A 15,729-nucleotide genomic window follows, 5' to 3' on the forward strand; every position below is an offset into this window, starting at 1 on the left:
TGAACGTTTTACGTTATACGTAGCTGAAAGAAATCAAATTAAACAAAAAACGTATAACTTACCACGTAAAACGTACAACCTATAACATAAAACGTACAACCTTACTTGAACACCGCGGTATACATAGCTAAAAGATACTTGTTTTCGGGCAAGAAGATGCATGCCATCAATATCATCTCGGGCATATCCATGCTGGGGGTATTGGTTGGCAGTGCTGCGCTTATTATTATTTTATCGGTGTTTAACGGGTTCGAGAAAGTGATCCTTTCGCTTTACAGCAATTTTACGCCCGAAATTAAGATAGAAACCCGCCTGGGCAAAACCTTCGACCCTAATACGCCTTATTTTACATCGCTGCATAACGATCCGCAGCTGTTTTCATTTACCCAGGTATTGCAGGAAAAAGCTTTGATAAAATATGGCGACAAGCCTTTTTTAGGGACAATAAAAGGCGTAAGCGACGATTTTTTAAAAAATAAACAACTGGATAGCACCGTGCAAAATGGCTCTTTTACGCTAAAAAGCGGCGGGCGCAATTTTGCTGTAGTTGGCGCAACCATCCAGGGCAACCTGGGCATTAATGTACATGACGCGCTGTTGCCTATCCAGATTTACTCGCCAAGCCGCACCGCGGTAAACTCCGCAAACCCGTTGGATGAGTTTAGGGTGCGCTCCATAAACCCATCGGGCGTGTTCGGTATTCAGCAGGATTTTGACGATATTGTGGTAACACCTATTGAGTTTGCCCGCGATTTGCTCGATCAGCCTAAGGAAGTAAGCTCATTGGAGCTTATTTATAAAAAAGGCACCAATCTTGAATCCGTTCAAAGCAAAATAATAGATGCTATTGGCAAAAGCTACACAGTAAAAAACCGGAAACAGCAAAATACCGAACTTTATAAAACCCTGAACTACGAGCGCTGGAGCATTTTTATGATATTAACCTTTGTGCTTATTATTGCAATATTCAATATCATTGGCTCGTTAACCATGCTGGTTATTGATAAACGGGCAGATATTGCCATTTTAAGCAGTTTGGGCGCCAATAAAATGCTGATACAGGGCATATTCTTTTTTGAAGGGATGATGATATCGATATTTGGTTGTATTGTAGGTATTGCCCTGGGGCTGGGCGTTTGCCTGGTACAGCAGCACTATGGTTTAATAAAAATGGGCGCAACCCTATCGGTTCTTGACGCCTATCCCGTGGATTTGGAAATAGGCGATTTCGGGCTGGTTTTTTTAACCGTAGGAGCTATTTCGGTAATTGCATCGGGAATAAGTGCACGATTAAGCATCAAAGGATTGGACGAAATCAAACAGGATTTGTAAATTTGTTATATGAGGATAAGCTATTTTCAGTATCTGGCCTTTTTATTTGTTTTTTTTATAGCGGTATCCTCATGTAACAGGAAACCGGATAAGGCAGATAAACCTGTTGTTTATAAAGGTTTATATAGTTTTGGTCCCGAAATAAAATCATTTAAAGATTGCGATAGCGGGCAGGAGTTTTGGGTAACTGATAGTTCGGCGCGGCTGGAGTTGCAATACTCTCAAATGAATTTCGAAAAACCTTATGAGCCGGTTTATGTTGAGGTAGAGGGTGTAAAACTAAAATCGGGTAAAGAGGGTATGGGCTCGGAGTATGACAGCACCCTTGTGGTAAAAAAAGTAGTAAAAATAACAAAAGAGATCCCGCAGGATATGTGTAATTAAGTTGCGAGTTTTGAGTCAAGAGTTTTTTTTTGACTCAAAACTCAATACCCACAACTCAAAACTATCCCCGGGAACCAAATAAATAAACATCTGCCTCAATTGGCGTTAACTTATCATCATGGAATCAAAACGTCAGCAAAAATTTGCAGGGGTAATACAGGAAGACCTGGCGGCCATTTTTCAGCGCGAAGGCATGAATTATTTGCCTAATACCCTGGTAACTATAACCAAAGTACGTGTTACACCCGATTTGGCCATAGCGCGTATATTTTTAAGCTTTTTTGGCAACACTAATTTGCAGCTGGCCTTGCAAACCATTAAGCTACATGCCTCCGAAATTCGCTACAAGCTGGGCGCCCGTATTAAAGACCAGGTAAGGATTATCCCCCAGCTGGAGTTTTTTGTGGATGATACCAGCGAATATGTAGAACGTATGGATAAAATATTCGACAAAATAAGCAAGGAAGAGCGCCAGCCAGATACCGAATAGCAATTTAAGTCTTAAGTTCTAAGTCGGGATGGGTCTTAAGTCAATAAAGATGAAACTATTCTTTAGGCCTAAGGCTTTCGGCTAATGACCTAAAATGATTAATACTTCATGGACCGGCACCAACAGCTGAAAACTTATTTACAAAACAATCCCGATGCCATTGGCAAGGTGGTTGATTATGATGCCGGCACCGACCGGCTTTTTCCGTTGGATTTTACCGCAGCAAATACAGAGTTGAGTACAGCCATAATTGGCAATATCCAACAGTTTACCAATTGGGTGAGCGATAAGCTAAAAGCAAATAATTGCCGCTACGGCATTGGCGGTTACCTGGAGCACCGCACTATTTATGCCGTAAGCACCCACTTTGATACCGAAGATGAGCCACGCCGCCTACATTTGGGTGTTGATATCTGGGGGCCGGCGGGTACGCCCGTTTACACACCATTTGCCGGCACAGTACACAGCTACCAGGATAACAACAACCTGGGAGATTATGGGCCCTGCCTTATACTGCAGCATAACCTGGAGGGCTTAACTTTGTACAGCCTTTACGGCCACCTGAGCCGCAAAAGCCTGGAGGGTTTGGCTGTTGATATGCCGGTTGAAAAAGACCAGCAAATAGCTACACTTGGCGATAATGCCGAAAATGGCCAGTGGCCGCCGCACCTGCATTTTCAACTGATGTTTGACATGGAAGGAAAGTTTGGCGATTATCCCGGGGTATGTAAATATTCGGAGATGGAAAAGTATAGAGTTAATGTACCTGATCCGGGATTGGTGCTGGGTTTTTAATGCCCTCGTTTAATAAAAAATCGTCCTCTGGGATCTACCTGCTGTGTACAGCCGATGGAAAAGTTCGCAAATGCTTGGTATACTTCTCCCCATTACATATTCAATTTTCCTGTCATCCTGAAGAACGAAGGATTTATCTGCTATGCACGGCCGAGCGAAAAGTTCGCGAATAGATCCTTCGTTCCTACCCGTGACGGGGTTCATTTTCTGTCATCCTGAGCGATGGCGAAGGATCTATTGTACGCCATGCATAGCCGCCAATAAAGTTCGTGAATAGATCCTTCGTACCTACCCATGACATGTTATACTTTCGAGGTGCGCAGGCCTGTCACGCTGAGCCTGTCGAAGGGTCGCACGCGGAGAGGCCTTTGCCCGCTGCCAATGACAAGTCTGTAACTTGCTGGTTATCAGTATTAAAAAATGTCATTTTCAATGAGGTTATTTGCTAAACGCAAATATCGGTTACTCACCATGACAGCCTTTTTAAAGATGTCGTTCTCCCTTCAGAATTTCGCGAAATTTTACCACTCAGCATGAGAGTCTTTTATGTTTGAGTGTCACTTCCTTTTCCGAACCCGCAGATTTTAAAACTCCGCATGCTTAATCGACATAGCTTAAGTTTCTCCAAGTAAGTTTACGTGCATATACCCCAACATTTTTTATCCCCCAAACATTATTCCCGTTTTATTGTCGATATTTATAGTATGATAAAGCGCCTGCTCGCCGGTATAATAGTGTTAACAGCTGCATTTGCTGCAGGTGCCCAGCCTGTATTTAAAGGCGGGCAGCGCGCGCTGGATGATTTTCTGAAATCAAAAATAGTTTACCCGGAGTATTCAAGCCGTAACTGTATTTCAGGCACGGTAAATGTAGCTTTCCGGCTGGATAAGCAAGGGCGGGTAACCGATGCTAAAGTGCAGCAAGGCCCCGGAATTGATCTGGACGACGAAGCCCTGCGGGTTATTAAGCTAACATCCGGGTTATGGGTGCTGCCTGCTGGTTATAACCCCACAACCAATCTGGTGCAGCCCATCAGGTTTGATCCCGATCAAACGCGATGTGGGCAGTCAACCATTAGGAATATGCAGGCCGCCATTGCCGATTATAAAAACCGGCAGGAACTGGAAAACGCGGTTACCAACTACTACATTAATAAGTACCAGGGCAAGGCCGATTTATCTAAAGAAAACACCATCATCGCGCTTAAACAACAACTGGGTTTTGATGACGAATTGATCAGTGATATCCTTAACAAGGCCGTCGAGAAAGTAAAGCAAAATGATATAGCCGGTGCCTGTACCGATTGGAACTTTATCCGTAATATAGGCAGCGATAAGGCCGATAGCTTTATCCAAAAGTATTGCAGCAAAAAGCCCTGACCAGCGTACTGACCAGGGCTCCCTGAGTTTGTGTGTGAAACAGATGTTGCTGGCTAAATTGCCAGCTCAACCTCACCGATGGCCAGCAGCATAAGGCGGCCCTGGTATTCAACCCATACATCGGCAAAACCATTACTATCATAGCCTAAAAATTTCATGATAGGGCTGCCAATGTCCAGGTTTTTCCACCTTTTACCAATGTACTTAAGTAACTGACCTCGTTTTAGAGTGGTGTGCTTTGCCATAAGTTTGATTTTTAAGGGTGAAACAATAAACTAAGTTAATTAACAATTGAGAAAATATTTAACCTTTAGAAAATAATTTTTCTTTTGTATCGGGTTTATTACAGAATATATCCCGGCGGTGTATATCAATAAATAGATGCTTTTTGTAAATAATTGCTTTTCAGCAATTTACCACAAAAGCGGTTTATTTGGTTTTATTGTAACTTTTAGGGTCAAGTGCCTCTGGCGACCAGCCCTTAAAAAACTCCAGTATTTTATTCTTGTTATAACCTTTGCCTTCTTCCAGGTATTCGGAATTTTGGGTATGCAGCCGGTTGCCCTTATCGTCCAATATAATAAAAACAGGGAAGCCAAAACGCTGTGGGTAGCCAAGGCTTGCCATTAAAGCATCGTTGGTATTTTCCTGGCTATAATTTACATGCAAAACTATGTAGTTTTTATTCATGTATGTGTTAAGTGTACTATCGGCAGTTACCTGGTTATTAAACCTGATGCACCAGCTACACCAGTTGCCTCCAATTTGCAATAGTACATTTTTATGCTGACTGGCAGCCTGTTTAACCGCTGCGTTAATTTCGGCCCTGGCGCTGGCAGCTGGGTTGTACAAATTTGGCTTGTCCTGCGCATTGGCGCCAAAAGCAAATAACAACACAAAGGCAATTAAAATCAGTTTTTTCATAGTGGTTAAGTCAAGCCCAATTTACAAAAAAGAAAATTCAACTATCAGGCAGTGTTTAAAATTATTGCAGTAAATCAACAAAAAAGCGCTAAAACAGGCACTTGTGAACACATTGTGGAAAACTCTGAAATGGAATGACAGTTTAAGAATAATAAATTTGATATAAGATACCCTAATAACACCCCTTTGTAGCTTTACCTTTGAATATCGATACGTGCAGGCGCTTATTTAAACTTGAGTTTTTTCAGTTATAAATAGTTAATATGTGTGAGAGCCCTGCGCCATGCGGGGCTTTTTTTTGACAGGATTTAAGGATTTACAGGATTTTTTTAGTGTCTCGTCCTGAAAAAAGTTTACATTTTTTTAGTTTAGTCCTATTAGTTGTTTACATAGGCATCTACGCATTTGAAATCTGCACATCTGCCTATCTATTTTTAATTTAACATTTCCTTCATTTTTCCAATGAATTTTTTTTACGACCTTTGCCGGCGTTAGTACTTTTAGTTATAGGCTATAACCAGAACAGCGATATGAATTACACCATCAATAATTTACCCGAACGTACAGCTAAACCCCGCGATAAAGGCATTACTATGGTAATGGACAAAGGTTTAAGCTTAAGGCAGGTTGAAGATTTTATTGAGGTTGGCGGTACACATACCGATATCGTAAAGCTGGGCTGGGCAACATCATACGTTAGCCCTAACCTGGATGAAAAGATAAAGCTTTATAAGCAAGCAGGAATACCGGTATACTTTGGCGGCACTTTGTTTGAAGCTTTTATTGTACGTAACCAGTTTGATGATTATTGCCGCCTGCTGGATAAATACCAGCTGGAGCACTGTGAGGTATCAGATGGCTCAATTACCATCGAGCACGATGTTAAATGCAATTACATCAGCAAACTGGCCAAACAGGTTACAGTAATATCAGAAGTGGGATCAAAGGACGTGCAAAAAATTTTCGCCCCCTATAAATGGATCAAACTCATGAATGCCGAGATTGAAGCCGGTTCATGGAAAGTTATTGCCGAAGCCCGCGAAAGCGGTAACGTAGGCATATACCGCGATTCGGGCGAGGTAAGGCAGGGCCTGGTTGATGAGATACTCACCCAGATACCCGAAGGCACCATTATTTGGGAAGCGCCGCAAAAAGCCCAGCAGGTTTGGTTTATCAAGCTTATTGGCGCCAATGTAAGCCTGGGCAACATAGCCCCTGCGGATATTATCCCGCTGGAAACATTGCGCCTGGGCATCCGAAGCGATACATTTGATCATTTTTTGAATTTATAATTAAAGACAACAGAGTCAAGAATTAAGATTAAACTCATTAAACTGATTTGCAGCTATCTTGATTCTACTCTCCTGGTTTGTGTCCCCGCAGGCCGCTATTTTAAAGATGATAAGTTCACCATTGGCCTGGGATCGAAACTCCGTGTCCCTTTACATTATCCTATAATGATTTTCATACGGCAGTTATCATTTCTGTGTATATCTTTAAGCTTTTATTTTAGGCGATACTAATTGAACAACAGATGAAACACTACGGGCTTATAGGCTTTCCGCTTTCGCATTCATTTTCGAAGAAATATTTTACCGAGAAATTTAAAACCGAAGGCATTGAAGATGCAGTTTACGATGTGTATCCGCTGGAACATATTAAAGATTTACAGGACTTGCTGGATGAACATCCCAACCTTGTTGGTTTAAATGTTACTATCCCCCATAAAGTTTCCATTATTCCATACCTGGATTGGGTTGAGCACGATGCCCGCACGGCGGGAGCCGTAAACTGTATTTGCATAAGCGCCGAAAGCCCCCTGCAGGCAGCATTTACAGGCGAGGTTGGCATTACCGGGCACGATTTTAGGCTGGAAGGCTACAACACCGATTTGTATGGTTTCGAGATGTCGATAAAGCCACTCATTAAGGATACCAATGACGAGGCCCTGGTTTTGGGCGATGGCGGGGCCGCAAAAGCGGTGCGCTGCGTACTGGAAAATTTAGGCATCACTTACAAAACCGTCACCCGCAAGCCACATCCCGACCATTTGTTGTTCAGCGAATTGAAACCGCATCATATAAAAAAGCATAAAATTATCATCAACACCACGCCTGTAGGCACATCGCCCAATATTCACGAATGCCCCCCTATACCCTACGAGGCCATTACCGATGAGCATTTACTGTACGATTTGATTTACAACCCCGAGGAAACCCTGTTTTTAAAACAAGGCCGCGAACGTGGAGCAACCACCAAAAATGGTTACGAAATGCTGGTATTGCAGGCCGAAAAATCATGGGAGATATGGAATACTAAAGACCTGCGTGTATGAGGTATTTAACATTACTGGTTTTAGCTTTATTTGTTTTAGCTGCATGTGGCGGCAATCATGATTACTCGCCCAAACCCCGTGGCTACTCCCGCATTGTGTTCCCCAAAAAGGAATACCAGGAATATGATGGCGGTTGCCCCTATAGCTTTACTTACCCTAAATACGCTGTTATTGAGCCGGATAAGAGCAGCAATGCAAAGCCATGTTGGGTAAACATGCAATTTCCTGATTTTCATGCCACGCTGCATTTGAGCTATCAACCGGTAACCACAAAAAAAGAATTTAACCAGCTAACCGAGGATGCCCGCACCTTTGCTTTCAAACATACCATAAAGGCAACGTCAATTGACGAGGGCATAATTGCTTATCCGGAGCGTAAGGTATACGGCATTTACTATACTATTGATGGCAACGCAGCATCATCGGCCCAGTTTTTCCTTACGGATAGTACAAAAAATTACCTGCGGGGGGCTCTTTATTTTAACAACGAGCCACGGCTTGACTCGGTACAACCAGCCTTAAACTTTGTAAAAAAAGATGTGGAGGTTTTGATTAAGAGCTTAAAGTGGAAATGATTGGACGTTCTGTACTGTCGTTCAACTTGCGTTAATGCGCTGCCGCTGCCTGCGTATTAACGGTAATTTACTATTTGCGTAGCCTTGGAATACCCTGCGCGATGTTGGCATCTTTTACTAAATTCGGTTAGTAACTAAATGGTATAACAACTACGCATTGGATTGCTCATGATTATTTGACTATCAATATGTTAAAACGGAGAATGGCTTGCTAACAGCAGACTGCAAACTTACTTTTGTTTCACTTTTAAGCTTGTAATTATGAAAAGTAATTTCCATCACCCTTTTACCTCAGAAAGCAAAAGAAGGACAAAAGCGGACCTGTCGCTGCCTACATGCGTATTAACGTAGATGCAAATGCGTAGAAAAGTCTGCCGGACGTGAATGTGGTCCGATTAAACTGAACAGGCATGTGGGTCGGCACGGCACGAAGGAGGCGACCAAATCCCTTAACAATTATCTGAACAGCGTGTAAAACAAGCTAACAAATGTTTATCAGTTGTTAATTGTTGCCGTTTGTTAATTTGTTTTTATTTGCGAATAACTTGTAACTTGCTTCATATTAACCAATAAAACATTCCCCATTATGAAAAGTATCACATTCAAAAAATCATTTATGCTCGTTTTGTTCGGCATTATGATGTCGTTTACTGTTATGGCACAAGAAAAAGCAAGCCCTGCGGCTACCGCCACCGGCATTATAAATGGCGCTGCGGTTACCATTGTTTACAGCAGCCCTGCGGTTAAAGGCCGTACCATATGGGGTGGCCTGGTACCTTATGATAAAGTTTGGCGCGCGGGCGCCAATGAGGCAACCATTTTTACTACCGATAAGGCTTTAACCATACAAGGCAAAACCATCCCGGCCGGCAAGTACAGCCTGTACGCGGTGCCGGGCGAAAAAGAGTGGAAAATCATCTTCAATTCGCAAACCGGGCAATGGGGTATTAAACGCGATGGCTCAACCACCCAGGACCCTGCAAAAGATGTTGCTGTGGTAACTGCTACTCCAGGAAAATCTGCAGGCATGAGCGAAAGGCTAACCTACACCATTTCGGGAAAAGGATTTGAACTGAATTGGGAAAATTTGACTGTGCCGGTGGTTTTTAATTAAAGCCAAAAGCTTCATAGAGCAGGTTAAAAAAAAAGCCGCCTCATCAATACAGATGGGGCGGCTTTTTTTGATTTCGTTATTATTTATAATGGCTTACTTATCTTTTAAAAACTTTCCCAGGGCTTTGCCTGCGGTGGCATATGATTCGGCTAACCTTGTGCCGGTATCATAATCGTAACCGCCAAAGGTACGGCCAGGTGCTTTTTCAACAGATATAGTGGCAATTACCTTGCTCCTGTTAGCAGTTTCAACAATTACAGCATCGCCGCTAATCTTGGCGTTTTCGCGGCTGATGTAAATGTTGTAGCCAGGTTCGGTAAACCAGGTATTAAATATAATGGTGTATTTGGCAGTCTTGCTTTCGCTTAGCATCGAGTATTTTTCAAACAACTCCATAAATTTAGGCTCAAAGTTGGCCTTCCGGTCATCTACCCACTGTTTTACCCAGGTATCGCCCCTGCCATCTTCTTTCTTATTATAATCTGCTTTTTTGCGTTCCAGGTAATCGGCTTCATCTTTGTATTTGCCTACCGCCATGTTGTTGTAGGTAAATTCAACATTGATGGTTGTTTCGCTTTTTAGTGCAGAAAAGTCGCCATCTTTTAACTTAACTTTTTGAGCCATTGAGGTTGCCGAGAACGATAGCAGCGCGATAAAGGCTGCCCCGGTAATTAAAATTTTCATTGCGTGATTAGTTTTTTGATTTGGAAATAAAGCTATATAAATATTTTGATTAAACAAGAAGGTGTTTTTTTTGAGTGGTTGATTAGCCTTTTCAGCCGGTCGGCTTTCTTTGCTGCCGCCTCAATGGCTAATCGTTGTGGTCCGCTGATAAGTAAACGCCGTGCTAAGTAATAACCAGACTTTTTGGCGTTAGGGTTAAGGTGTTACATATAACTAAAAAGGTTCGCCAGGGTATGAGTTAAAACGCGGGAATTTGCGATTGGTATAATCTCAAGAGGCTGAACCTTTTCCCATTGTTTTTAATTAATCATTTCAAACAGCAATCTTAATATTTCAAATCAGATACACATTTAATAGATCGGGAATGTGCTACCGTAAAAATCAGTTTGAACAGCTTTTTAAAAGAGTTGTTTTTTGCCTGTATATGTAACAATAATATGATTGATAGGCCTTTAATAGCTGTATGTGTAACAATTATATGTTTATTATTTAATATGCCCTTTATATGTTGAACATTTGCACTTTAAATGTGTCTTTAACACAAATGAATACACTTGTAGCTGAACATATATCATGAAACCCCTAATTTTTACTTTAAGTATTTTTTTGTTATGCGCCCTTGGCGCCCACGCCCAAACTGCGCGCGATATTAGCGGTACCATTGCCGATACAACCAAACTAAGTTTGCCCGGCAGCAGTGTAAAACTGGTAAACGATGCCGGCGATAGCTCATTAACCGTTGCAGATGCTAATGGTAAATTCAGGTTTGCGGGTGTTAAAGGGAGTAAAATAACGCTCACCATATCGTCAATTGGGTTTACTGCAATAAAAAAGCACTTTGCCCTGGAGGATAACACCAAGCCGGTAGATTTGGGGTTGATATTGTTAAAGGCCGAAACAAATTTGCTTGGCCAGGTAAACATTATAGGGGCCGCCAACCCCATTACCCTTAAAGAGGATACAGTAATATACAACGCGGCTGCCTACAAAGTACGTGCGAACGCGCCCACCGAAGATTTGATAAAAAAGCTGCCCGGTGTGGATGTAGATGTAAACGGCAATATTACCACACAGGGCAAACAGGTTACCAAGGTGCGGATAAACGGCAAGGATTATATGGGCGGTGATGTGCAAAGCGCCACCAAAAACCTGCCTGCCGATATTATTGAAAACATACAGATGATTGACGATTACGGCGACCAGGCCAACCTTACCGGCATTAAAACCGGCGACCCTACCAAGGTAATGAACATTACCATCAGGAAAGATAAAAACTATGGCTATACCGCCCAGGCAACTGCCGGCGATGGCCGCGATGCACTGCCGCAAGACCAGGGCGTGCCCAATAAAAACCGGTATATAGGATCATTAAATATTTTCAATTTTCACGGCGATCAGCAAATTGCGGTGCAGGGAAGCATCAATAATACCAATGTTAATACCTTCTCATTCGGCACTACGGGTGGTGGTGGCGGCGGTGGTTTTGGCGGCGGCGGTGGCCGTGGTAACGCGGGCCGTGGCGGTGGCGGCGGCGGAAGCCTAATTACCGCTCAAAATGGTTTAACCGATGCAAAATCAATAGGTATAAACTTTCGCGATCAGTGGGGCAAAAAACTGGCCGTATATGGCAGCTATAGCTTTGCGGATAATACTACAAGCACCAATAACAATATTTTTCAACAGAATACTTCTGCCGCTAACCCAAGCGAGCAGCATCAGTTAAGCCTTGAAAAAGATCAGAATATAAATCACCGCTTTAACTGGAACATGGAGTATAAGCCGGATACTGTTAATTACTTAAAAGTGGTACCATCTTTTTCATACGGCAGTACCAACACCAACGAATCGGATAGTGTAAACCTTACCCGGAAAGGAACGCTTGCTTCGGCATACACCTCTACTACCAATGGCGATTCGCAATCGCCTAATTACGGTATTACAGCATTGTATAACCATAAATTTCCGCATCGTCGTAACTTAAGCATTTTTGCATCGGCAAGCTCCGCGCCAACCACTTCGTATCAAAACCCCATTTATAATTTTGTTCCGGGCACACAGCAAACCGCTCCTGAAAACCAGATTATTAATACCTATAGCCGTACCAATAGTGTTGGTGTAAACCTTTCATACCTTGAGCCATTGGGCACACGATCGTATCTTGAGCTTAATTACGCCTTAAATCATTCGGCAACGGTAAATAATAAGGAAACTGATACCCTAAGTAACGCCCAAACCTGGAATGTGTATGATTTGCTGTCAAACAAATTTGATTATACGTTTACCACCAATAAGGTTGGCTTAAACTATAGGTTTATCGAGAAAAAGTATAACTATACTTTGGGCCTGGCGGTTCAGCCCTCAACCTTGGATGGCCACTCCGTATCAAACAATACCATCCCTGATACGCATAAAAACACCTTTAATATTATACCTACAGCCCGCTATATTTATAATTTTTCGCGCAGCAAAACATTCGCGGTTAACTATAACGGATCAAACGCAGCACCAAGTTTTACCCAGTTGCAGCCGGTTATTGATTTTTCGAACGCGTTGTACCCGGTACAGGGTAACCCATACCTGAAACCTGCGTTCACCAACAATATATCTATCAGGTATAACAACTTTAGCTTTACCACAGGCAACGTGTTTTTTGCAAACTTTACCTATCAAAACATATCCAATCAAATTGTAACCAACGCTATTTCGTCAACCACTTCCAGCCGAATTTTTACCCAATACTTAAATGCAGATGGCTTTTATAACTTTACCGGCCGTGTAACCTATTCAAAACCATGGGCCGAGCGTAAATACTCGGTTACCCTAAATGGTACCGCCCAGTACAATAATAATGTTGGTTATTTAACCACGGTTACCGGCGATCCGCTTGCGGCTACTGCCGAAGAAATTGCCGCGGCACAACAAAAAAACATTGCTAAAAACCTGGTATTTACGCCCGAAATCAGGTTCAGGGTTGATTTGCCGAATATCATCGATGCACAAATTTTAACCAACTATGCCATCAACCGCACAAACAACTCGATAAAAAACCCGGTTAACGATGGTTTAACCAATATAAAAACCTGGAACATTGGCCTTAACGGCAAAAACTATTTTGGCGATTGGGTATTTAGCTACGATTATACCAAGGCAACCAACTATGGTTATACCTCAAACATCCAGATAACCAACCCCAACATTTTAAACGTATATGTTGAGCGCCGTTTCCTGAAAAACAAGGTGGCTACATTGCGCCTTTCGGCATTTGATTTGTTTAATCAAAATACCGGCTTTTCATCAACAACAACTACCAGTTCAATTACACAATCGAGCGTGAACAGGCTTGCACGTTATTACCTGCTTACCTTTACCCTGCGCCTGCAAAAGTTTGCCGGTAAAGCGCCAACCCAGGACATTAGGGGCGACAGGCCGCGTGGCGAGCGTGGTGGCCCCGGTGGTGGAGGTCCGGGAGGCGGCGGTCCAGGAGGCGGCCCTGGCGGCCCGCAATAAAAGGCATAAACTAACAAGGCCCTATCCTAAACAGATGGGGCCTTGTTGTATATTGTAAAATAAAAATTTAATGTTTATTAACTAATCAGCACTTTGCTGATAACCTTTTCCAACTCCTCCAGGTCAAACGGTTTGGCCAGGTAGGTTTGGGCGCCGGCATTGCTGGCCAGGATCTGGATATCGCTATTGGCCGAGAAATAAATTACCGGGATGTTTTTTAATTCTTCGGATTTTTTTAACGTTTGGGTGGCAATAATGCCGCCGGCATCCGGAATCCAGTTATCCATGAGTATAACATCCGGTAAAACGCGCGATACTTTTTCGGTTATATTATTGCAATCAGTGAATGTAAAAACCTCCCAGCCTTGCTCTTCTAAAATATAACTGCATATAGAAAGGATGTCTTCGTCATCATCAAAAATGATGATCTTTTTATTCGAGTCTCTCATGTGGATAGTGCAAGTGAAAATATAGTTTATTTTTAATAAAAGCAAATAAATTTAGGTTCTAATTAAATGGCACTCCTGCCCATTATAAAGCGCCTTTTTAGATGTATAATCCGGTCAGTTTAATACCACTTAGTCCCGGTATAGTTGTTATCCGGTACCTTTGTGTAACTAATACACGTAAATTGTTGGTTACTTAATAATTTATGCGGTTATATCTCAAAAACAATAATAAATTTACTCAACCAATTGCCTTCCGGCCTTTTCAAAGCCTGTTTTGAATTATGTATAACCCGTTAAATATTTGTTTGATGAATAAACATGTCATTTCGTTTTTATCGGCGGCAGCGCTGATGTGTACCGCTACCATAGCATCAGCCCAAAAAACAACAGCGGCCAGCCTTTGGCTTACCAAAGCCGATAGGTCGGCATTGTTTGCTAAGCAAAAAGAAGCGCTGGAGTTTAAGGCAGGGGGCAAGCCCAATGATGTTACCATTACGGTGGATGATAAGCAAACTTACCAGCCTATTGATGGTTTTGGCTTTGCGCTTACCGGCGGCAGCGCCATGCACATCATTCGCATGAGTGCTGATAGCCGCGTTGCGCTGTTAAAAAACCTGTTTGCGGTTAATGATAACAACATTGGGGTAAGCTATTTGCGGTTGAGCATAGGCGCATCTGACTTAAATGAAAAAGCTTTCTCGTACGATGACATGCCCGCCGGCCAAACCGACCCTACGTTAAAACATTTTGACCTTGGCCCCGATAAGCACGACGTAATACCAGTGATGAAACAGATACTGGCTATTAACCCTTCAATAAAAATATTAGGTTCACCATGGTCGCCTCCGGCATGGATGAAAACTAACAACGATACCCGCGGCGGCAGGCTAAAACCCGAATATTGGGGAACCTACGCTAAATACCTTGTAAAATACATACAGGGGATGAAAGCGCAGGGCATAAACATAGATGCCATTACCGTACAAAACGAGCCTTTACACCCCGGCAATAATCCCAGCTTACTATTGGTTGCAGCCGATGAAGGCGCTTTTATCAAAAACAACTTAGGCCCTGCCTTTAAAGCAGCCGGCATCAAAACAAAAATTATTTTGTACGATCATAACTGCGACCGGCCCGACTACCCAATTTCGATATTAAACGATAAGGCGGCAGCCAAATATATCGATGGCTCGGGTTTTCACTTATATGGCGGCGATATCAGCGCCCTAAGTACCGTACACAACGCCCACCCCGAAAAGAACGTTTACTTTACCGAACAGATGGTGGTTGAGCCCGAAAACGAATCGACCATTGATATGAGATGGCCCTTAAAAAACCTGATTATTGGCGCAACCCGCAACTGGAGCCGCAACGTACTGGAATGGAACCTGGCCGCCGACCAGGATTATAAACCTTATACCGATAGGGGGGGATGCCCGTCATGCCAGGGCGCGGTTACTATCAATAAAAATGAGGTAAAAAAAAATGTGGCTTATTATACCATAGCGCATGCATCAAAATTTGTGAGGCCAGGTTCGGTACGCATAGCATCAAACAACCTGGATAAATTGCCAAACGTGGCTTTTAAAACCCCCGATGGCAAAAAGGTTTTAATAGTGGCCAATACCAGCGAAGCCGCGCAGGATTTTGATATCAGCTACGCCGGCAAAATGCTTGCCGCTCATTTGGATAAAGGATCTGTTGGTACTTATACCTGGTAGGTGAAAATAGAATTAAGAGTCAAGAATCAAGATGAGCGCA

General features: G+C 42.7%; 15 protein-coding genes. 11 read left to right on the forward strand and 4 right to left on the reverse strand.

Annotated elements, in window-relative coordinates:
• The first annotated feature begins 105 nt into the window (after positions 1–105).
• The 5 genes from FSB76_RS15740 to FSB76_RS15760 all read left to right on the forward strand — a co-directional run bounded on the left by FSB76_RS15740 (position 106) and on the right by FSB76_RS15760 (position 4,380).
• Positions 106–1,332 (forward strand): ABC transporter permease, encoded by a 1,227-nt coding sequence (locus tag FSB76_RS15740; protein WP_147054911.1) that lies wholly within the window; start codon positions 106–108, stop codon positions 1,330–1,332.
• Between the two features lie 9 nt (positions 1,333–1,341).
• Positions 1,342–1,716, forward strand: coding sequence for a hypothetical protein (locus FSB76_RS15745; RefSeq protein WP_147054913.1), 375 nt, complete (start codon positions 1,342–1,344; stop codon positions 1,714–1,716).
• Between the two features lie 118 nt (positions 1,717–1,834).
• A complete protein-coding gene (gene rbfA, locus FSB76_RS15750) occupies positions 1,835–2,206 on the forward strand; it encodes a 30S ribosome-binding factor RbfA (RefSeq protein WP_177183692.1) in 372 nt (123 codons plus the stop codon).
• Between the two features lie 108 nt (positions 2,207–2,314).
• Positions 2,315–3,001 carry a peptidoglycan DD-metalloendopeptidase family protein gene (locus FSB76_RS15755; protein WP_147054915.1) on the forward strand — a complete coding sequence of 229 codons (687 nt, stop codon included), beginning with the start codon at positions 2,315–2,317 and terminating at the stop codon, positions 2,999–3,001.
• A gap of 704 nt (positions 3,002–3,705) precedes the next feature.
• Positions 3,706–4,380, forward strand: a complete 675-nt coding sequence (locus FSB76_RS15760; RefSeq protein WP_147054917.1) for an energy transducer TonB family protein — start codon at positions 3,706–3,708, stop codon at positions 4,378–4,380.
• Positions 4,381–4,433: 53 nt separating this feature from the next.
• Here the strand turns inward: FSB76_RS15760 and FSB76_RS15765 are convergent, their stop codons facing one another.
• The gene (locus FSB76_RS15765) at positions 4,434–4,625 is read right to left on the reverse strand and encodes a hypothetical protein (RefSeq protein WP_147054918.1); all 192 of its coding nucleotides are present in this window, start codon (positions 4,623–4,625) and stop codon (positions 4,434–4,436) included.
• A gap of 184 nt (positions 4,626–4,809) precedes the next feature.
• Positions 4,810–5,304 (reverse strand): thioredoxin family protein, encoded by a 495-nt coding sequence (locus FSB76_RS15770; protein ID WP_147054920.1) that lies wholly within the window; start codon positions 5,302–5,304, stop codon positions 4,810–4,812.
• Positions 5,305–5,834: 530 nt separating this feature from the next.
• Here FSB76_RS15770 and FSB76_RS15775 point away from each other — a divergent pair.
• The 4 genes from FSB76_RS15775 (at position 5,835) to FSB76_RS15790 (ending at position 9,328) form a co-directional block, all read left to right on the forward strand.
• A complete protein-coding gene (locus FSB76_RS15775; protein WP_147054922.1) occupies positions 5,835–6,596 on the forward strand; it encodes a phosphosulfolactate synthase in 762 nt (253 codons plus the stop codon).
• A 242-nt stretch (positions 6,597–6,838) separates the two neighbouring features.
• Positions 6,839–7,639: a shikimate dehydrogenase family protein gene (locus FSB76_RS15780; RefSeq protein WP_147054924.1), complete on the forward strand. Its 801-nt coding sequence runs from the start codon at positions 6,839–6,841 to the stop codon at positions 7,637–7,639.
• On the forward strand, positions 7,636–8,214 hold the full coding sequence (gene gldD / locus FSB76_RS15785; protein WP_147054926.1) for a gliding motility lipoprotein GldD: 579 nt from the start codon (positions 7,636–7,638) through the stop codon (positions 8,212–8,214). The genes FSB76_RS15780 and gldD overlap by 4 nt, the downstream gene beginning before the upstream one ends.
• A 586-nt stretch (positions 8,215–8,800) precedes the next feature.
• On the forward strand, positions 8,801–9,328 hold the full coding sequence (locus FSB76_RS15790) for a DUF2911 domain-containing protein (protein WP_147054928.1): 528 nt from the start codon (positions 8,801–8,803) through the stop codon (positions 9,326–9,328).
• Between the two features lie 93 nt (positions 9,329–9,421).
• Here FSB76_RS15790 and FSB76_RS15795 read toward each other — a convergent pair whose 3' ends face one another.
• Complete coding sequence (locus FSB76_RS15795) at positions 9,422–10,012, reverse strand: hypothetical protein (protein WP_147054930.1); 591 nt, start codon at positions 10,010–10,012, stop codon at positions 9,422–9,424.
• Positions 10,013–10,585: 573 nt separating this feature from the next.
• Here FSB76_RS15795 and FSB76_RS15800 point away from each other — a divergent pair.
• The gene (locus tag FSB76_RS15800) at positions 10,586–13,519 is read left to right on the forward strand and encodes a TonB-dependent receptor (RefSeq protein ID WP_147054932.1); all 2,934 of its coding nucleotides are present in this window, start codon (positions 10,586–10,588) and stop codon (positions 13,517–13,519) included.
• A 77-nt stretch (positions 13,520–13,596) separates the two neighbouring features.
• Here FSB76_RS15800 and FSB76_RS15805 read toward each other — a convergent pair whose 3' ends face one another.
• Positions 13,597–13,968, reverse strand: a complete 372-nt coding sequence (locus FSB76_RS15805; protein ID WP_147054933.1) for a response regulator — start codon at positions 13,966–13,968, stop codon at positions 13,597–13,599.
• Between the two features lie 308 nt (positions 13,969–14,276).
• Here FSB76_RS15805 and FSB76_RS15810 point away from each other — a divergent pair, with 308 nt between their 5' ends.
• Entirely contained in the window at positions 14,277–15,689 is a 1,413-nt protein-coding gene (locus FSB76_RS15810) for a glycoside hydrolase family 30 protein (protein WP_147054935.1), read from the forward strand.
• Positions 15,690–15,729: the final 40 nt, after the last annotated feature.

The organism is Mucilaginibacter ginsenosidivorax (genome assembly GCF_007971525.1).
Lineage (GTDB): Bacteria > Bacteroidota > Bacteroidia > Sphingobacteriales > Sphingobacteriaceae > Mucilaginibacter > Mucilaginibacter ginsenosidivorax.